Source organism: Paraburkholderia sp. BL23I1N1 (genome assembly GCF_003610295.1).
In the GTDB taxonomy this organism is placed as follows: domain Bacteria; phylum Pseudomonadota; class Gammaproteobacteria; order Burkholderiales; family Burkholderiaceae; genus Paraburkholderia.
Genome location: NZ_RAPV01000001.1, coordinates 5,498,635 through 5,516,707 on the forward strand (window position 1 = coordinate 5,498,635; position 18,073 = coordinate 5,516,707).

The 18,073-nt window shown below is 63.2% G+C and carries 13 protein-coding genes; 4 read left to right on the plus strand and 9 right to left on the minus strand.

Features of this window, described 5'->3' with window-relative positions:
* Positions 1–121: 121 nt before the first annotated feature.
* The 4 genes from B0G76_RS25675 to B0G76_RS25690 all read right to left on the minus strand — a co-directional run bounded on the left by B0G76_RS25675 (position 122) and on the right by B0G76_RS25690 (position 3,622).
* Entirely contained in the window at positions 122–640 is a 519-nt protein-coding gene (locus B0G76_RS25675; protein ID WP_120295001.1) for an SLATT domain-containing protein, read from the minus strand.
* Between the two features lie 73 nt (positions 641–713).
* Positions 714–1,967, minus strand: coding sequence for an acyl-CoA dehydrogenase family protein (locus B0G76_RS25680; protein WP_120295002.1), 1,254 nt, complete (start codon positions 1,965–1,967; stop codon positions 714–716).
* A gap of 126 nt (positions 1,968–2,093) precedes the next feature.
* On the minus strand, positions 2,094–3,137 hold the full coding sequence (locus B0G76_RS25685; protein ID WP_120295003.1) for a rod shape-determining protein: 1,044 nt from the start codon (positions 3,135–3,137) through the stop codon (positions 2,094–2,096).
* 122 nt (positions 3,138–3,259) lie between these two features.
* Positions 3,260–3,622 (minus strand): hypothetical protein, encoded by a 363-nt coding sequence (locus B0G76_RS25690; protein WP_120295004.1) that lies wholly within the window; start codon positions 3,620–3,622, stop codon positions 3,260–3,262.
* 324 nt (positions 3,623–3,946) lie between these two features.
* On the opposite strand from B0G76_RS25690, the gene B0G76_RS25695 reads away from it, so the two are divergent.
* Genes B0G76_RS25695 through B0G76_RS25705 form a run of 3 tightly spaced genes read left to right on the plus strand, consistent with a single transcriptional unit; the run spans position 3,947 to position 7,466 of the window.
* Positions 3,947–5,119 carry a GNAT family N-acetyltransferase gene (locus B0G76_RS25695; protein ID WP_120295005.1) on the plus strand — a complete coding sequence of 391 codons (1,173 nt, stop codon included), beginning with the start codon at positions 3,947–3,949 and terminating at the stop codon, positions 5,117–5,119.
* Positions 5,120–5,178: 59 nt separating this feature from the next.
* Positions 5,179–5,856 (plus strand): heavy metal response regulator transcription factor, encoded by a 678-nt coding sequence (locus B0G76_RS25700; RefSeq protein ID WP_120295006.1) that lies wholly within the window; start codon positions 5,179–5,181, stop codon positions 5,854–5,856.
* Positions 5,856–7,466, plus strand: a complete 1,611-nt coding sequence (locus B0G76_RS25705; RefSeq protein WP_120295007.1) for a heavy metal sensor histidine kinase — start codon at positions 5,856–5,858, stop codon at positions 7,464–7,466. Before B0G76_RS25700 ends, B0G76_RS25705 begins: the two co-directional genes overlap by 1 nt.
* Here B0G76_RS25705 and B0G76_RS25710 read toward each other — a convergent pair.
* The 3 genes from B0G76_RS25710 to B0G76_RS25720 are packed head-to-tail and all read right to left on the minus strand — an operon-like array spanning position 7,447 to position 13,471.
* Positions 7,447–8,946, minus strand: coding sequence for an efflux transporter outer membrane subunit (locus B0G76_RS25710; protein ID WP_120295008.1), 1,500 nt, complete (start codon positions 8,944–8,946; stop codon positions 7,447–7,449). The two genes, B0G76_RS25705 and B0G76_RS25710, sit on opposite strands and share 20 nt — an antisense overlap.
* 27 nt (positions 8,947–8,973) lie before the next feature.
* Positions 8,974–10,206, minus strand: coding sequence for an efflux RND transporter periplasmic adaptor subunit (locus tag B0G76_RS25715; protein WP_120295009.1), 1,233 nt, complete (start codon positions 10,204–10,206; stop codon positions 8,974–8,976).
* Between the two features lie 19 nt (positions 10,207–10,225).
* The gene (locus B0G76_RS25720) at positions 10,226–13,471 is read right to left on the minus strand and encodes an efflux RND transporter permease subunit (RefSeq protein WP_120295010.1); all 3,246 of its coding nucleotides are present in this window, start codon (positions 13,469–13,471) and stop codon (positions 10,226–10,228) included.
* 292 nt (positions 13,472–13,763) lie between these two features.
* Here B0G76_RS25720 and B0G76_RS25725 point away from each other — a divergent pair, with 292 nt between their 5' ends.
* Positions 13,764–14,054: a DUF4148 domain-containing protein gene (locus tag B0G76_RS25725; RefSeq protein ID WP_120295011.1), complete on the plus strand. Its 291-nt coding sequence runs from the start codon at positions 13,764–13,766 to the stop codon at positions 14,052–14,054.
* Between the two features lie 454 nt (positions 14,055–14,508).
* Here B0G76_RS25725 and B0G76_RS25730 read toward each other — a convergent pair whose 3' ends face one another.
* The gene (locus B0G76_RS25730) at positions 14,509–15,270 is read right to left on the minus strand and encodes a hypothetical protein (protein WP_120295012.1); all 762 of its coding nucleotides are present in this window, start codon (positions 15,268–15,270) and stop codon (positions 14,509–14,511) included.
* A gap of 177 nt (positions 15,271–15,447) precedes the next feature.
* Positions 15,448–17,958 carry a TonB-dependent receptor gene (locus tag B0G76_RS25735; RefSeq protein WP_120295013.1) on the minus strand — a complete coding sequence of 837 codons (2,511 nt, stop codon included), beginning with the start codon at positions 17,956–17,958 and terminating at the stop codon, positions 15,448–15,450.
* Between the last annotated feature and the right edge of the window lie 115 nt (positions 17,959–18,073).

An 18,073-nucleotide genomic window follows, 5' to 3' on the forward strand; every position in this document is an offset into this window, starting at 1 on the left:
ACTCGCCGCCGCGTTCCGCGAATGGTCGTGCACATACATCAGCGGCCACGTTGCTTCAATTGAAGTTAAGCCAATTTACAACTGACACAGAACACTTACGACGCCCCCGCGTTCTGACCGCTTAGGCATCGCGACTTCGCCGCAGCTCATCGGACAGCGTTCGTTGCGTGCGATAAAAGACGCGCGGCGGCACGTTCGGTGAATCTTCGGCGAGCCGGTCGAGTTCGTCGCGGATCGCGGTGAGATAGTGGCCGTCGCGCGCGTCGGCGTCACCGGCAAAGATCGCTTCCAGCCTGCGACGTACAGCGCCATAGCGCGCACCGGCCGCGCGATGCTTTTCCGCACGCTCCGCGTATCTGAGGAAAGTTTGCAGTGCGGCGGAGACCGCCGCTGCCACGCTCACGAAGCCCACGAAAATCCTGAGCGCCGGCGAGACGGTGGCTGAACTCAACGACGCAAACACCGCTGTGCCCACAAAGGCAGTCAATACGGTGACCAGCCAGCCGACGCTGCGGTCCCGCGCGGACAGCAGGTCGGCCATGTCGTAGTGACTCATCTGGGATTCGCGCGCGCGGCGGATCCACTTGAGCAAAAGCTGGTCTTCGTCGACCGGGGGCTCGTAGGCAGTCGGGTTCTTCATGTCGCTCGTCGGGGCTGTCCAGTATCGCAAGCGTAGTGCATGCGCTTGACGATACTGTGCCACAGGCGAGCGCTCAACTGGACGCGCTGGTATTCACGCTAAACCGCTCGTTATGCGCGTTGCCGTTCAGATAGAAGTCACCGATTGCCGCTTCGCGGATGATCGCCGGATTGTGCGACGCCAGCACGCGCGCATTGCGCCAGTAGCGATCGAAACGGCGCGTCTCGCTGGTGGCCGTTGCGCCGCCCACTTCGAACAGCAGGGTTGCTGCCTGCAGTGTCTGCTCGATAACAATCTGCTGCGCCTGGAAGGTATGGATGTCCAGGTGGATATAGGTTTGCTCGTCGGTACGGCCTTCCTGCCGCGCGACTGACACCGCATCGATTGCATGGGCGAGCGCCGCGCTGATGCTCTGCGTGGAGTAAGCCAGGCTAGCGAGTCGGCCGGCGACGCGATGGACCAGCGGATTGTCGCGCGGGCTCGATTCACCTGGGATACCGAAGGTTCTTGTTTTGCTCTGCGTGAACGCCACCGCATCACGCAACGCTGCGCGGCTGATCCCCGCCAGGTTCGCGACGTGCAGCGCCTGGTAGTACGCGGTCAGGAGGCTGTTGCGGCGTGGTTCGGCGGCGCTATAGCGGCGATACAGATTGTCGAGGGAGACCGGCACATGGTCGAAACGCGCCGTACCGCTGCCGGTGAGGCGCTGCCCGAAGCCATCCCAGTCGTCGATCCGGGCGAGACCGGGCGCATCGCTCCTGACGAGTACGCGCACGTCGCTTTGCCCGTCGTGTGCGGTGACGTCGACCCAGTCCGCGTAGAGCGTGCCGGTGGCGTAGTACTTCTCGCCATCGAGATGCCACGCGCCGTTGGTTTCGGTGAGGCGCACGCTGTTGCGGGTGGCGCCGGTGCGCTCGGACACGGCGCCGCCGATGATCTGGCCTTGGGCAATGCGCGTGAGCCAGCGGTCGCGCAGCGGTTCGTCGTTGCTTTCCAGCAGCGATTCGATGAAGCCGCCGTGCACGCGCAGGATTTGCGGCAGGTTCGAGTCTGCTTCGCCAAGACGCGTGACTAACGCGAGGAACGCTGTGAACGTGACGCCTTCGCCGCCGTAGCGCTTTGGCACGCGCAGTTTGGTGTAGCCGGCTTCGCGCAACCATTCCACCGGAGCGTAGGGGAGCTCGCGATGCTGTTCGCGGTGAACGGCGCCCTCGGCGATGCGGGCGAATACAGGTGCGAAACGACGGGTTAGTTCGTCGTCAGCAAAGAGGGTTGCTGCATCCGCGGTTGGGTGATTCTGGTCTGGGGGCGAATTGGGTGCTGGCATAAGTTCTCCTTGGCGGGGCCGCAAGCTGAGAACGGTACGGCAGGCAGAGGGGTGCCAGCAACCAAGTATTTGGTCGATTCTTAGAAGATGTAGCGAAATGGTTTTTTTGCCTGCGCGGCGCTACGCTCACTCGTAGGAGAACGCCCCGCCGAACTTATCCATCCGCTCCAGCGCCATCCCCGAGCCGCGCACCACACAGGTCAGCGGCGCCTCGGCCACGAACACCGGCAGGCCGGTTTCTTCCGCGAGAAGACGGTCCAGATCGCGCAGCAACGCGCCGCCGCCCGCGAGCATGATGCCGCGCTCGGCGATGTCGGCGCCCAGTTCCGGCGGTGTCTGTTCCAGCGCGATCTTCACCGCCGAGATGATCTGATTCAGCGGATCGGTGAGCGCTTCGAGAATCTCGTTGCTGGACACCGTGAAGCTGCGTGGAATGCCTTCGGACATGTTGCGGCCCTTGACCTCCATCTCCCTGATTTCGGAGCCCGGAAACGCGGAGCCGATTTCCTTCTTGATCGCTTCGGCGGTCTGTTCGCCGATCAGCATCCCGTAGTTGCGGCGAATGTAGTTGACGATCGCGTCGTCGAACTTGTCGCCGCCCACGCGCACCGAGCCTTTATAGACAACGCCGCCAAGCGAGATTACGCCCACTTCGGTCGTGCCACCGCCGATATCGACCACCATCGAGCCCGTGGCCTCGGAGACGGGCAACCCGGAGCCGGTGGCCGCGGCCATTGGCTCTTCGATCAGATAGACCTGCGAGGCGCCGGCGCTATGCGCGGCTTCCTTGATCGCGCGGCGCTCGACCTGGGTCGAGCCGCACGGCACGCAGATGATGATGCGCGGCGACGGCGCGAACATTCGCGATTCGTGCGCCATCTGGATGAAGCGCTTGATCATCTGCTGGGTGATGTTGAAGTCGGCGATCACGCCGTCCTTCATCGGGCGAATCGCCTCGATATTGCCCGGCACCTTGCCGAGCATCTGTTTCGCTTCCTTGCCGACGGCCAGAATGATCTTCTTGCCGTTCGGGCCGCCTTCCTGACGAATCGAGACCACGGAGGGTTCGTCCAGCACGATGCCCTTGCCACGCATATAGATCAGGGTGTTCGACGTGCCGAGGTCGATTGCCAGGTCGTTGGAAAAATAGCCGCGCAGAAAACCGAACATGCAAATTCCTGTCTCGCTGATGCCGGGCGCGTAAGCGCGCCGCTCGGGAATGCCGCCCGGAGGCGGCAGGCGACCAGGTGGCGGTCGGGAGAGAGGGAAGAATAACAGCTTCGGGCGGGGGACTACCTGGGCGGGCGTGCTCGCAGCGAATTATCGGCCTGCCATTTGATGCGTTCGCAATTGCTTTTGACCCGCGCCGCGAATTCCGGCGGGGAGTTGAGTTGCAGCGAGCGCATCTGGATCGCATCGCTATCCCCGCGCCGCCAACCCGCCTGCCAGCGGCTATCGAACTGGCTGGCTTCGGCGAAAATCGTTCTCAGTTTCTCCTTGTACTGCTCCACGTCCTGCGCGGATTCTCCGCAGAATTCCCGGACAAAGTGGGCACGCTGGCCCGCGGCTTCCGCTCTGGCGTTGGCGCTGTCCTCGCTGGCTAACGCGGGCCGTGGCTGTGCCAGTAGCAGAAGCGATAAAAGCAGCATCGGCATCGGCGCCCGTGTAAGCAGGGCAGAGTGGCAAGACCGGTTTTTATACACGTTTAGCTCCTTGTGGCCGTCCTCCGGCGCCGCAACAAATTGGGCGAGTGCTGGCGCTTATATTTCCGTGTCGTGACAGTGTCCGGGTGGCGCCCCGGCACGCTGCCACACCGTTTAAAACGGCGCTTTCAGCGTGCGCCGCCGCACACACCGTAACAACGCCTGGGTGCATGCTCGGTGCATGTGTTTCAGTCCACGCCAGCGTCTTGCGCGCGCCTTGTTTCGCATCGACCGGCATGAGGACAAAGCACACCGCTCGGCTTCATGTGAGGCGATATGAACGAGGCAACACCGGCGACGCAGACGACACAGATCACTCGTCGCTACGACATCATCAGCGACGAGGCGGAATTCTGGGCCTTGCAGGCAGAATGGGACACGTTGTGGTCGAAGGCAACCGGCTACTACTACCAGTCGTTCAGCTTTTGCTGGCTTTCGTGGAAACTCGTAGCGAAGCCGCTTGGCCACAGGCTCAGATGCATCGTGTGCCGGGAAGACGGGCAACTGGTCATGATCTGGCCGCTCGAAACCTACCGGCGCTGGCTCTGGACGTATCTCGTCCCGCTCGGACCTGAAGGCGGCGACTACTCGAGTGTGCTGGTGGAAAACAGCGCATCTTCGCCGGCCGTGATCGCGGGCGCGTGGGATGCCGCGCAGCAGCACTGCGGCGCCGATTTTATCCGCGTGCAGTTTGTGCGTGACACGCTGCATCTGTACCGGCTCGCGACGCAGGCGCGCAGGGTGATGTTTGCCAAACCGCACAGCGCGTCTGCCGTGGCGTTGCGCAGCGAGAGCAGCTGGGACCAGTATTGCCAGACGCTAGGCACGCTGTTCGGCAAACGGCCCGGCACCTTCACGAAACGCCTCTCCAAGCAAGGCAAGGTCGCCGTGCGCATCGTCGACCCCGTCGACGAAAGCGAAACCGTGTCCATCATCGCGTGGATGTTCCGCTGCAAACGCCTGTGGAGCGAGCGGGTCGGCAAACGCAACCCATGGATCGATTCGGCTGAGTTCGAGTGCTTTCTCGGCAAGCTGATCTACTCGCCCGACGTGCCCTCAATGGCGCGTCTGATCGTGGTCACGGTGGATGAAACGCCGGTTGCCGGCATCATCGTCAGTCTCGGCAACCCTTGCGCGAGCGCGATCTTTGCGGGTTACGACCCGTTCTACAGCAAATGCTGCCCTGGTTTGATCGCGGTGGAGCAATGCGTCAAATGGGCCTTCGAGAACGGCTTCGACCTGGACTTCGGCGTGGGAACGGAGCGCTTCAAGTCGTACTGGTCCCGCGGGGAAGCATCCACCGCGTGGACCGTGCAGACCATCAACTCGCAGTGGGGCCTGCTGGCGATTGGCGGGCGGGGCCTGCTGCGCGAGTTCATCGCCCGCGTGAAGCGTCTGCGCCATGAAGGGGTTGGATCGCCGTCCACAGCCAACATTACCGGATCGTAATCACCGTCCGCTCTGCTTGCCGGTATGATTTAAGGCTCAAGCACAGCGGAGCACTCCCCATGCGAATCCTGGTGATCGAGGACGAGCTCAAAACAGCGGCTTACCTGAAGAAAGGCCTGGAAGAATCCGGCTACGCGGTCGATGTCGCGAACGACGGTCCACAAGGGCTCATTCTCGCGCAGGAAGAAGAATACGACGTGATCGTGCTCGACGTGATGCTGCCCGGCATGGACGGCTGGACCGTCGTCAAGACCCTGCGCAGCACGCGTACCACGCCGGTGCTGTTCCTCACGGCCCGCGACGACGTCGACGACCGCGTGCGCGGCCTCGAACTCGGTGCGGACGATTACCTCGTCAAGCCCTTCGCGTTTGTCGAATTGCTGGCCCGCGTGCGTACGTTGGCGCGCCGTGGGCCGCCGCGCGAAAGCGAACTGATCAAGGTGGGCGACCTGGAAATGGACGTCAATCGCCGGCGCGTGAAACGCGGCGGCACGCGTATCGATCTCACGCCGCGCGAGTTTTCGCTTTTGCAGTTGCTGGCGCGCCGCCAGGGCGAAGTACTAACCCGCACGCAGATTGCGTCTTATGTGTGGGACATGAATTTCGACAGCGACACCAATGTCGTCGAGGTCGCGATCCGCCGGCTGCGCACCAAGATCGACGATAACTTTCCGGTCAAACTGATCCATACCGTGCGCGGCGTCGGCTACGTGCTCGAACTGAAGGATGCCGCCTGATGCAGGGCCGCTCGCTTGCCGCGACGCTTGCGCTTGCCTTCGGTGTCACCACGCTCGCGGTCTTCGTGCTCGTCGGGAGTTTTCTGTACCTTGCGCTCGACAAGCAGATCAAGATGCAGGACGACCTCGACATTGTGCTGGCGGCTCGCCATGCGCGGCGGCTTGCCCAGGAACTCGATTCGGCGAAAGGGATTCGCGAACACGCTGAGCGCTTGACCAGCACCGTGCTGGGCAATCGGACGATGTCGATGGAGGTGTTCGATCCCGATGGACGCATGGCGATCGAGCACAACGCCGGGGAGACTTTCGCGACGCCGGCTGGCACGGCAAACAGTGCTGCGTCTACGGTGTCAAACGCGCCTGATGCTTCCGTTGCACTCAGTGCGGCAAGCGAAACGAGTGAAGCGAACGAAGCAGGCGAAGCGGGCGATGTAGGCGATGTAGGCGGTCTCGAGGATCCCGGCGAAGCGGATAAAGCCGGCGGCGTCGAGACCATCGCCGCGTTGCCGCCGCTCACGCGCGTTCCCGCTTCGGCACGCATTACCGATGCCGACATCGGCGCCTGGAGCGGCCGCAACGGCACGCCGATCCGCGGCATTCTCGCGGACGCGCGGTTGCGCAACGGCGACACGGCGACCGTGCTGATCGCGCGCAACATGGGCGACCGCTGGCGGCTGCTCGACCGTTATCGCGACAAGCTCAATATCGCGGGCGTGGTCGGCGTAATTCTGGCCATGCTGCTGGGCTATCTGCTGATTCGGGCAGCTCTGCGGCCGTTGCGCGACATGGCGGCGAGTGCGGGCCGCGTCACGGTCAACCGCCTGAATACGCGGATCACGGTGGCGCGTGTGCCGAGCGAACTCGACGCACTGGTGAAAGCACTGAATGCCATGCTCGAACGCGTCGATCACGGTTTTCAGCGCCTCTCGCGTTTCACCGCCGACCTCGCGCACGACATGCGCACACCGCTGGGCAACATTCGCGGCGCCACCGAAGTCGCGCTCGCGCGGCCACGCTCCACCGACGAATATGAAGCCGTGCTCGCATCGAATCTGGAAGAATGCGACCGGCTCTCGCGGATGATCGAAAACGTGCTGTTTCTTGCACGCGCTGAACATCCGCAGTTCGTCAAACACATGCGCCAGTTCGATGCGGCGCAGGAACTGACGCGCATCGCCGAATACTTCGAAGGTATCGCCGACGATGCGAATGTCAGGATGCAGGTCACCGGCGCCGCGACGCTGACCGCGGATCTCGAACTGTTTCGCCGCGCCGTCAGCAATCTGCTTGCCAATGCGATCCGCTATACGCCGCGCGGCGGCGAAATCGTGCTCGATGTTCGCGCTTTGGCCGACGCCGTGCGCGTCACCGTATCGAACCAGGGGCAACCGATCGCCGCCGAACATCTCGAACGGATCTTCGACCGTTTCTATCGCGTCGACCCGTCGCGCAGCGCCTTGCCTTCGTCTGGCGTATCGCAAGGGTCCCCGGGTTCGACTGGGCTCGGGCTTGCCATCGTCCGCACGATCATGGAGTTGCATGGCGGCACGGTGTATGCGGAGAGCGACGCGCGGAGCACGTGTTTTGTGCTTACGTTCCGGCGGGGGTAGAGGCTGGCTGGGTCGTCGCGGCCACCTCCGGCGTCGCCGCGCCCTTGCTCTCGCCATGCCACGTCCCGCCCAGCGCCTTCAGCAACAACACGCTCGACTCCAACTGCCGCGCCGCGATCTGATCCGCGGTGCGCTGGTTCGTCAGCGCGATCGTCTGCGCGGTCACCACGTCGAGATAGCTGACCGCTCCCGCGTTGAAGCGGTTGGTCGTGAGCCGCAACGACAGATCGGCGGCCGTGGTGGCGCGCTGCTGGCTGGCGGCTTCGTCGGCGAGCGAATGCAAGGCGGACAGATTGTCCTCGACCTGCTGGAAGGCCACCAACACCGATTGACGGTAATCCGCAACCGCGCCGTCGTACTGCGCGGTCGCGCCGTGCAGACTGGCCGTGCGCTTGCCGCCGTCGAACAGCGTGCCGACCAGTTGTGGGCCGAGCGACCAGAACAAACTCGGTGCGCTTAGCCACGGCGCGAAGAAGGTGCTTTCCAGGCCGGCGCTCGCCGACAACACCAGATCGGGGAAGAAGGCCGCGTGCGCCTCGCCGATCTGAGCGTTCGCTGAAGCCACGCGCCGTTCGGCGGCGGCGATGTCGGGACGCCGTTCGAGCAGTTGCGACGGCACGCCAACGGGAATCGCCGGCGGCGTTGCCGCCGAGCCGTTCGGCGGCAGCGTGAAGGTCGAGGCCGGCTCGCCGATCAGCGTGGCGATCGCATGCTGCATCTGGGCGCGCGTCACGTCGATGTCGGTGTCTTGCGTGCGCGTCGCTTCTAGTTGCGTGGTGGCTTGCGCAACCGCGGAGGCATCGATCGCGCCGTCCTTGAGTTGCTGTTGCAGCAGTTTCAAGGCGGCGGCGTAGGCGGTCACGCTGTCGTCGAGCAACTTCTTTTGCGTGTCGAGCGAACGCAGGGAGAAATAGTCGACGGCAAGATCGGCGCTCATCGACAGGCGCACGGCTTCGAGATCCGCTTCGCTCGCCTGGGCATCGGACTTCGCGCCGGTCACGCTGTCGCGCACCCGGCCGAACAGGTCCGGCTCCCAGCTCGCCGACACGCCGGCTGAATAATCCGGCACGGTCTTACCCGCGAGCGATTTGCCCTCGACGTTCTGCGAAGTCCGCGAGCGGTCCTGCGCGACGCCGGCGGTGATCGTCGGGAAGAAGCCGGCGCGTTGATAATCCACCATCGAACGCGCTTGCTGGACCTGTGCAACCGCCTTGCGCACGGTCTGATTCGAGACGTCGACGCGCGCTTCGAGTTGATTCAGCACGGGATCGTTGAAGATCGTCCACCAGGGGCCACGCGGGGTGGCGTCGGCAGGCGCGGCCTGGGCCCAGCCAGGCGCCGCGCCTGCATATTGCGAGGGGATCTCGGCGGTGGGACGCTGGTACGGCGGCAACGTCGAGCAGGCGCCCAGCAGCGCACCGATCAGCGTGACCGCCAACGAACGGCGCAGCACCCGGCGTGAAAGAGAGATGGGAGACATTCGGCTCGTCCTTTCGATAACTGGCGCTCAGCTGTGCGTGGCCGGCGCGATCTGCACGAGCTGGCCGGTGCTCAGCGAATCGCCGGGGTTATCGATCACGCGGTCGGTCGCCGCGAGTCCCGTGGTGATCTCCACATTCGTGCCGAAGTCACGGCCGATGTGCACCGTCCTGAGCACCGCACGGCCATTGCCGTCAACCAAGGCGACCGTCACGCCATTCGGGCGGAAGAGCAGTGCGCTCACCGGCAGATCGAGCGCGGGTGTGGTCGACTGCAACTGCAGATGCACCTGCGCGTAAGCGCCCGGCATCAGCTCGCCATCCTTGTTATCGACGTCCACCTCGACGCGCAGTGTGCGGCTCGACGGATCGATCGAGCCGGTCGTGCGCGCCACCTTGGCGGCAATGTGCCGCCCCGGATATTGCTGGACGGTCAGATACACGCCGGTATCGGGCGTGACGTACGGCGCATCGTTCTGCGGTACGTCGACGAACACGCGCAACTCGCCGGTCTGCTGAATATGAAACAGCTCACCCGACATACCGGCGGTGCCGGGCGTGCCGCCCGCCGTCACCAAGGCGCCGACATCGACGTTGCGCGCGGTGATCGTGCCGTCGAACGGCGCGGTGATCTTCTCGTACGACACCAGTTCGGCCAGATGCGCGACGTTAGCCTGCGCCGACGCCAGCATCGCGCGGCGCGCCTCCATGTCGCTGACTTTGGTATCGGCGTCCTGCTGCGCGACCGATTGAGTTTTCAGCATCTCCTGCCAGCGCTGCGCGGTGGTCTTCGCGAAGTCGAAGTTGGCCTGCGCGGTGGCTTCGTCGGCACGGGCCTGGCGCAGTTGGGCGTCCAGATCGGGCGCATCGATCGTGGCGAGCGTTTGGCCGCTTTTCACTTGCGCGCCGATGTCGGTGTTCCAGTGCGCCAGATAACCGCTCGTGCGTGCATAGATCGACGCTTCGGCGAACGGCGCCACCGCGCCGGGCAGCAGCAATTCGTGGACGGCCGGCGCGGGGCGCGGCATGACCACGGAAACGTTGAGCACCCTTTGCGCTTGCGTCTGTTGCGTCAGCGCGGCACTTGCGTGCAGACGCGGCACGATGCCGACGATCAGCAAGGCCGCGGCAAGTCCAGCCAATGCGAACGGCCAGATGGGACGGCGCGGCTTTGGGGTTGGGGTCGTCTCAGCGGTTCGATCTGCCTCGACGGCCGGTTCAGACCGATCGCCGAGGTCTGGCGGAAGTGATGGATTGTTCATGGGGAGGTTCTCGTCGGAGTCAAAGTGTGCGGGCGGGAACGCGGGATTCCTGTTTCTCGGCGCGAGCCGCACGGCGTTTGTCGAGCCACGCATGCACCATGCCGTAGACGACCGGAACGAACAGCAAGGTGGACACCGTGCCGATTGCAAGGCCGCCGATCACCGCGCGCCCGAGCGGCGCGTTCTGTTCGCCGCCGTCGCCGAGACCGAGCGCCATGGGCAGCATGCCGATCAGCATCGCGAGCGCGGTCATCAGCACCGGACGGAAGCGGCTGAAGCCCGCCTCGAGCGCGGCCTGCAGCGGCGGCCTGCCGCCGTGATGGAATTCACGCGCGGTGTTGATCATGAGAATGCTGTTGGCTGTGGCAATGCCGATGCACAGAATGGTGCCGGTCAGTGCGGGCACGCTCAGACTCGTGCCCGTGCTGAACAGCATCCACGCGATGCCCGCGAGCGAGCCCGGCAAGCCGCTGATGATGATGAGCGGATCGAGCCATGACTGAAAATTGACGACCATCAGCAGATAGACGAGGGCGATCGCGAACACGAGACCGCTGGCGAGGCCGCTGAACGAGTCGTGCATCGCCTGCACCTGGCCGCGCATCACAATCGACGCGCCCGGCGGCAATTGTGGCCGGATCTGATCGACGAGCCGGGTCACGTCGGTTGCCACGCCGCCGAGGTCGCGCCCTTGCGCCGACGCGAAAATATCGAGTACCGGCTGCACGTTGTAGTGCGAGACGACGGCTTGCTGGGTGCCGCGTGTCAGCGTGCTCAGCGCCCCGAGCAGGTTTTGCGGAGCGGGGCCGTTGCCGTTTCCGGCAGTGGACGCCGCCGTCACGCCCGCACCTGCGCCAGCGTTCTGCGCGACCGGAATATTGGCCAGCGCCTGCAGCGAGTTGATGTCGTACTGCGGCATCATCGCCATCAGCGGATAGCTGACGCCATTGCTGGGATCGAGCCAGAAATTCGGCGTGGTCTGCGAACTGCCCGAGAGTGCGATCAGCAGATTCTGCGACACGTCGCGTTGCAGCAGGCCGGCCTGAATCGCTCGCGTACGGTCGACATTCACGTTGATCGCGGGTTCGTCGCCCGGCTGCTGGATGCGTGCGTCGACGAGGCCGCGCACGCCGCGCAGTTGTTCCAGCAAACGGTTTGCCACCACCCGATTGGCGTCGAGCTTGTTGCCGACGATCTGGATATCGATCGGGGCGGGCAGGCCGAAATTGAGAATCTGGCTGACGATGTCGGCGGGCAGGAAAGCAAACGTGACGCCGGGGAAATCTTTCGACAGCGTGGTGCGCAACGTCGCCACATAGGCGGCGGTGGGCTTGTGCCCGGCGGCGAGCGTGATCATCACGTTGGCGTCTTCCGGGCCGATCGGGTCGGATGAATCGTAGGTCAGGTTGATGCCGCTCACCGGCACGCCGATGTTGTCGAGCATCGCCGCGAGTTCCTGCTTCGGGATCACACTGCGCACGCGGGCTTCGACTTCATCGGTGATGCGCGCGGTGTCCTCGATACGCGTGCCGGTCGGCGCACGCAGATGCAACCGAATCTCGCCGGTATCGACGGCGGGGAAAAAATCGCGGCCGGCGAATGGCACGAGAGCAAGTGAGCCGATGCACAGCAACAGGAAGATGACGATGAACTGGCGCGGTTTTGCGATCGCCGAGCCGAGCACGCCGCGATAGCGTTCGCGCAGCATCTCGAAGCGATGCTCGAAGGCGGTCTGGAAGCGGATCAGGCGAGCAATCGGACCGTTGCCCGTGACTGGCGCGTTACTGCGCGCGCGCATCAAATACATCGCAAGGGTCGGCACCAGCGTGCGCGAGAAGAAATACGACGCGATCATCGCGAACACCACCGCTTCGGCAAGCGGCACGAACAGATAGCGTGCAACGCCGGAGAGCAGAAACATCGGCACGAACACAATGCAGATCGACAGAGTCGAAACGAAGGTCGGCACGGCAATTTCACCCGAGCCGTTCAGAATCGCGTCGTGCAAAGGCTCGCCGTTTTCCAGATGGTGCGTGATGTTTTCGATCGCGACGGTGGCATCGTCGACGAGAATCCCCACCGCGAGCGCGAGCCCGCCGAGCGTCATGATGTTGATGGTCTGCCCGAGTGCGGAAAGCGCGATCAGTGAGGTCAGCACGGCGAGCGGAATCGATACCGCGATGATCAGCGTGGCGCGCCAGCTGCCGAGAAACAGCAGGATCATCAAGGCGGTCAGGGCCGCCGCGATCACCGCCTCGCGCGCCACGCCCACAACCGCCGACTTCACGAACACCGATTGATCGGACAGCGCGGTGATATGCAGCGCGCTCGGCAAACCGGCCGCGATATGCGGCAGCATCGTTTTGACCTGCTGAATGATGGTCAAGGTGGACGTGCTGCCGGATTTTTCGACGGTGAGGAGCGCGGCGCGTTTGCCGTCGCTGCGCACGATGTTGGTTTGCGGCGCATAGCCGTCGCGCACGTGGGCCACGTCGCGCACATACACCACGCCGCCGGCCACCGTCTTGATCGGCAGGTCGTTCAGCGCGGCCACCGTGTCGGTGCTGCCGTTCATCTGCACGTTGTATTCCTTCGTGCCGATCTTGGCGGTGCCGCCGGGGAGAATCAGGTTCTGAGCGTTGACGGCGTTGACCACGTCGAGCGGGGAGAGGCCCTTGGCCTGCAGCGCGCGCGGATCGATATCGACCATGATCTGCCGCACCTTTCCGCCGAACGGCAACGGGATCGACGCGCCTTGCACCGTTGCCAGTTGGGTGCGGATCTGGCTGTTGCCGAGGTCGTAGAGCTGCTGTTCGGAGAGCGTGTCGCTGGAGAGTCCGAGTTGCAGGATCGGCACCGTCGACGCGTTGTACGTGATGATGTTCGGCGGCAGCGTGCCAGGCGGCAGCACGCGCAGGATCGACGCGGAATTGGAGGCCGCCTCGGCAATTGCGCGATTGATGTCCGCGCCCGGGTGAAAAAAGATCTTCACTACCGAGACGCCGTTTAGCGATTGCGACTCGATATGCTCGATATCGTCGACGTCGGAGGTCAGCGCACGCTCGTAATTCGAGGTGATGCGGTTGGCCATGTCCTGAGCGGAAAAGCCGTTATACGTCCAGACGATGCTGACCACCGGGATGTTGATGTTCGGGAATATATCGGTGGGCGTGCGCAGTATCGAGAGCGGGCCGACGATGAAGATCAGCACGGCGAGAACCACAAAGGTATATGGGCGGCGCAGCGCGAGCTTGACGATCCACATGACGGTTTCCTGAAAAGAGGCGGGTGGAAGCGCCGGGCTTGTTGCTGCGCCTGGCGGCACGGGGCTTGGCGCTTCTTTGTGAGTCAGGAGTGTGGGGTTTGGGCGCTTACCGGGCGTGGTCCGGTAGATTACGGTTCTGTTATCTGGTGGTTTGGTTTTTGGGTTTTTTTTTGATCCTGGTGCGTAGATAACAAAACGGTAATCCGTAAGTCAGTGCTCCGACAGGTGAAATGACAAGAATGAGAAGCGTGGTTCAAGCCACTCATTTCTTGCACATTCTCGGAGAGACATCATGAAACGTTTTATCGCTTTGACTGTAGCTGTTGCCGCGCTTGGTTTGTCGTTTGGGTCGACTGCTTTTGCTCAGTCTAATTCGTCAGGGTTGACGCGGGCTGAAGTCGTGGCCCAGTTGCAGCAGGCTCAGGCTGAAGGTCTCGTGCCGGCGCCTAAGGATGACTATCCGCCTAGTGAGGCTGCTATTGCCCGGAATCGGGAGATTTATGCTATTCAGCATCCGGGGGAAGCGGCGGCTTTGAAGACGGCTGGAGCGGGTGGGGTGGGTGCTGCCGGGGCTTCTAATTGATGCTCGGGTTGTTCGCCTGCGGCGTTGGCCTTTCCTTGTTTTCTTTTTGGTTTATTAGCGTCGCCCCTGTGCGGGGGGCACTCACTTCTCTTTGCCGGCCGCAAAGAGAAGTAAGCAAGAGAAAGCGGCTCAAACCGCCAGCTCTTAAGCGGGTCCCCCGCGCAGCTGCGGTAGTGGTGCATCTGGAATCTGTGTTCTCGCACATTCGGCGCGAGTGACAAAGGCGTCATGCTTCCGGCGGCGCTGCGCGCGCCGTAGCGGTGCTTCAGAAAACCACTCGCTGCGTTTGGTCCCGCAAGTACCATTCGGCGCGGTCGCCCCAGTGGTATCTCTTCCAGTTCCTCGGGCATCACGGGCTTGTTCTTGGGCGTCCATGCTTGCGCTCGTGAGCTGTCCTTGAGTTAGTGGCGCCTTCTCCTTTTTACGCACAGTCACATTAGCCAGACCGCGTCCCTCACATCAAGCCCGCCGTCCAGTCGACGGCCGCATCAAACAGGGTGTTGCCCGCCGGTGAGAGGTTGCCGAATGTGTCGTTGTTCAGGAAGAACATCACACGCCGCGCCGGGGCCAGGGACTCGTAGTCCATCGTCGCACCCCTCTCATACGCAAAGATCGCCGCCTTCTCCGGTTGGCCATACAACGTCGCAATCGTCGTCGCGCCAAGGCCCGGTTTGCCCCAGCTCATCGCCGCCTGTTTGACATAGACGTTCGTTACGCCCGCCGGCAAGCCGGCTGCTATCGGGTGCGGGGCGTTGACCAGCCACAAGTAACGTTCCTTCTCCGCTTCGCCAAAATCGACGTCGTGACGCTTGCCCGTCATCGCAAAGTCGTCAAGCAAATCGTTTTCCCACGTCAACAACGGTTTGGTCAAATAACGCCAGCCACCCACCACCTGCTTCGATGAAACCGTCGAGGAAATCACCACCAGATCCGCATCGCCGACAGCCTCAGGCGGTTGCGCCTGATCCACCATCCGCACGCTATAGCCACGCGCGGTAAGGTGTGCCGCGATCTTCTGGTCCACCGCCAGCTCCAGCCCGTTCAGTTGCACAACCATCACGACTTTTTTGCCCGCGCGTGGCCCGATCGATGCGGCACGCGCAGCCGGTGTCGTGACAGCCAGTAAGGCGCCAAGGCCGGCTGCCGCGGTGAGAAATGTTCGGCGTTTGTTTACGGGCAACAAGCCCTTGTCAGCACAACGGTTCCAAAGCTTCATAACAGATCCAATCTCATGTTGATCATTTGAACGGGTGTTTCGGACGCGCAGTGACAGCGCAGACGCCCAGAACTCGAGCGTCGACAGCAAGGAGACCGACGCGCGTCGCCAACCGATACGCAGTACTTGTGTGTCGTGCGCGCAGTGTCGGTGTAGCCGCGGCCTGGCCGTGGCTGCCTAGAACTCAAGCGTCGACAGCAAGGAGACCTGGCGCGCGTCTCCCACCGATACGAAGTACTTGTTCACGCTCGACGGGTAGTAAGTCTTGTTGAACAGATTCTTCACGTTGAGCTGGAACGACAGGTGGCGATTGCCGAGTTTCGTCTCGTACGTGGCAAAAGCATTGGCGACGGTGTAGGCCGGCAGCGAGAAGCTGTTGGCCGAATCGCCCGGGCGTACGCCGACGTAATGCGCGCCAGCGCCAACGCGCAACTGGTCGCCACCGAAGATCGTGCCGAAGTCGTACACCGCGGCAAGCGATGCCGTGTTCTGCGGCGCGTTCCACAGGCGCTTGCCGGCGTACAGCGGGTCCTCGGTGGTCTTCGCGTCAATGTACGCATAACTCGCGATCACGCTCCAGTGCTGGCCGATCTGGCCGGACACGTCGAGCTCCACGCCGCGCGAACGCGCCTTGCCTGCCGTGCGCCAGTCGGTCTGCTTGGTGACGTCGTTGTACTGCTGAACCAGCACGTTCTTCTTGTCGATATTGAAAATCGCCAGCGTGCCGCTCACGCCGTTGGGCATCGCCACCTTGGCGCCGAGCTCCCATGAGGTGGCCTGTTCAGGTTGCACCGACGAATCGATCACCACGCCGGAGGCAAGCGGCGCAATCGTCGAGGTCGGTTTGAGCGACTGCGTATAGCTGCCGTACAGCGATACCGTGTCGGTCCATTTGTAAACCACGCCCGCGCGCGGCAGCCATTTGGTCCCGTTGATGTCAGTGTTGACGACGAAGGGACGGCCCTTTCCGGCGATCTGGTTGTAGCTCAGAAAACGTGCGCCGCCGATCAGAATCCATTTGTCGGTGAGATGCAAACTGTCCTGGAAGAAGAACGAGCGGTCGTGCAGCGTGTCGGTCTGATCGCTGTCGCTCGCCGACACCGTGGTCGACGGGCTCTCCAGGCCGTAGACCGGATTGAAATAGTTGAACGGATATTTCGTGGCCTGGCGCAGCAGGTCCTTGCGATAGATGCGGCGGTATTCGTCGTCCACGCCGACCTGCAGATCGTTGCGCAACCCGGCAATGTCGAAATGGCCGTCCACATAGGCGATTGCGTAGCTGTCCGTACTGAGCGCACCATGCGTCGCGTCGTTGCTGCGCGATACGGCGCCAGTCGTGCTGTTGATGCCCTGCACGCGCAATTGCCCCGCGTCGTAGGTCTCGCGGTTGTAGCTGTAGCCGAAGTGAGCCTTCCAGTTGGCGTTGATCTGATGGTCGACGCTAAGCTGCGCGAGGTTCGATTCGCCGTTCATCTGGTTGAACGGCTCGTCGAGACGTTCGCGGCTCGAGATGGCGAGCGGCTTGTTGGTCTTCGGGTCGAGCGCCGTGCCGCGGTCGAACGGATAGTTAAACTTGCGATATTCGTACGACACCACCACCTGCGTATCGCGGCCGTACCACGCAAGCGACGGCGCCACGAGCGTCTCGCGATGCTCGCCGAAGTTGCGCCAGTATTGCTCTTCGGTCTGATCGACCACAAGCCGGTAGGCGAGGCCTGAGTCGCCAATCGGCCCGGTTGTATCGAGCGTCGCGCCGGCCCCATTGCGGCCGTGTCCGTATGTCGAGCCGAGCACGGAAATCGCGTGATAGGGCTTGAGTAAGGGCTGCTTGCTCACTACATTCACCACGCCGCCCGGGTCCATGATCCCGTAGAGCAGCGAAGTCGGACCCTTGAGCACCTCGACACTGTCGGCCGCCGCGTTCAACGCGCGCCCCTGCACGAGCGGCATGCCGTTGTGCATGATCGAACCGTCGCGATTGCCGCCGAAACCACGCTTGAGCAAGGTGTCCTGCGTGCCCGCCAGCGTATTGCCTTGCACGATACCGCTCACGTTCGCGAGCGCATCGGCCAGGTTACGCGGACGCTGGTCGCGCAGCACCTGCGCCGGCACGATGTTGACAGCTTGGGCCGTGTCGAGCACCGGTGTGTCCGAACGCGTCACCACCGCGTCGACTGGTGGCCGGTAGCTACCGGCCTTTACGGTCGTCGAATTGACCGTCACGGCGGGGAGGGTGGCGTCGCGCGGGGTGCCGTTGTCCGCGGCCGAATCGGAGCGCGGCACGAGCGTATAGCTGCCATTTGAGTGCTGCACCGCGCCGAGCCCCGTGCCACGCAGGATTCGATCGAAGCCTTGCCGTACCTCGTAATCGCCGTGCAGGCCATCACTCGTGCGCCCGTCCGTCAGTGCCGCCGGAAACGACAGCAGCAGCCCGCTTTCGCGTCCGAACCGATTGAGCGCCGCTTCGAGCGGGCCGGCCGGGATGTCGTAGCTCTTGCGCAACGGCGCCTCGGCGGCGGACGGTGCATCGGCGGCCAGCGCCACGTTGAATGGCAATCCCGCCGAGATCAGCGCGGCCGTCGCGAGATGCCGCGCGAAGTGTGCCGGCTGTCGCGCGCGCAATGCGCCACGGCTGCCATGGCTGCGGTAGCCGTCATTGCCGGCGCCGGTCTTTCGATACTGTCCCATGTTCAAAGCTCGCAGGAAGATAGACGATGTGTTGCTCTCATCTCCCTTGTCACGCGAGATTCGAAAACAGCTCACAACAGACGAAAAAATTTTCAGTGCCGGTAAGGCGCGCCGG

Coding starts and splice junctions, on each gene's coding strand:
- B0G76_RS25690 (WP_120295004.1), bottom strand. CDS start 3,622: ATGCCGATGCTGCTTTTATCGCTTCTGCTACTGGCACAGCCACGGCCC.
- B0G76_RS25715 (WP_120295009.1), bottom strand. CDS start 10,206: ATGAACAATCCATCACTTCCGCCAGACCTCGGCGATCGGTCTGAACCG.
- B0G76_RS25730 (WP_120295012.1), bottom strand. CDS start 15,270: ATGAAGCTTTGGAACCGTTGTGCTGACAAGGGCTTGTTGCCCGTAAAC.
- B0G76_RS25680 (WP_120295002.1), bottom strand. CDS start 1,967: ATGCCAGCACCCAATTCGCCCCCAGACCAGAATCACCCAACCGCGGAT.
- B0G76_RS25725 (WP_120295011.1), top strand. CDS start 13,764: ATGAAACGTTTTATCGCTTTGACTGTAGCTGTTGCCGCGCTTGGTTTG.
- B0G76_RS25710 (WP_120295008.1), bottom strand. CDS start 8,946: ATGTCTCCCATCTCTCTTTCACGCCGGGTGCTGCGCCGTTCGTTGGCG.
- B0G76_RS25685 (WP_120295003.1), bottom strand. CDS start 3,137: ATGTTCGGTTTTCTGCGCGGCTATTTTTCCAACGACCTGGCAATCGAC.
- B0G76_RS25720 (WP_120295010.1), bottom strand. CDS start 13,471: ATGTGGATCGTCAAGCTCGCGCTGCGCCGCCCATATACCTTTGTGGTT.
- B0G76_RS25700 (WP_120295006.1), top strand. CDS start 5,179: ATGCGAATCCTGGTGATCGAGGACGAGCTCAAAACAGCGGCTTACCTG.
- B0G76_RS25735 (WP_120295013.1), bottom strand. CDS start 17,958: ATGGGACAGTATCGAAAGACCGGCGCCGGCAATGACGGCTACCGCAGC.
- B0G76_RS25705 (WP_120295007.1), top strand. CDS start 5,856: ATGCAGGGCCGCTCGCTTGCCGCGACGCTTGCGCTTGCCTTCGGTGTC.
- B0G76_RS25695 (WP_120295005.1), top strand. CDS start 3,947: ATGAACGAGGCAACACCGGCGACGCAGACGACACAGATCACTCGTCGC.
- B0G76_RS25675 (WP_120295001.1), bottom strand. CDS start 640: ATGAAGAACCCGACTGCCTACGAGCCCCCGGTCGACGAAGACCAGCTT.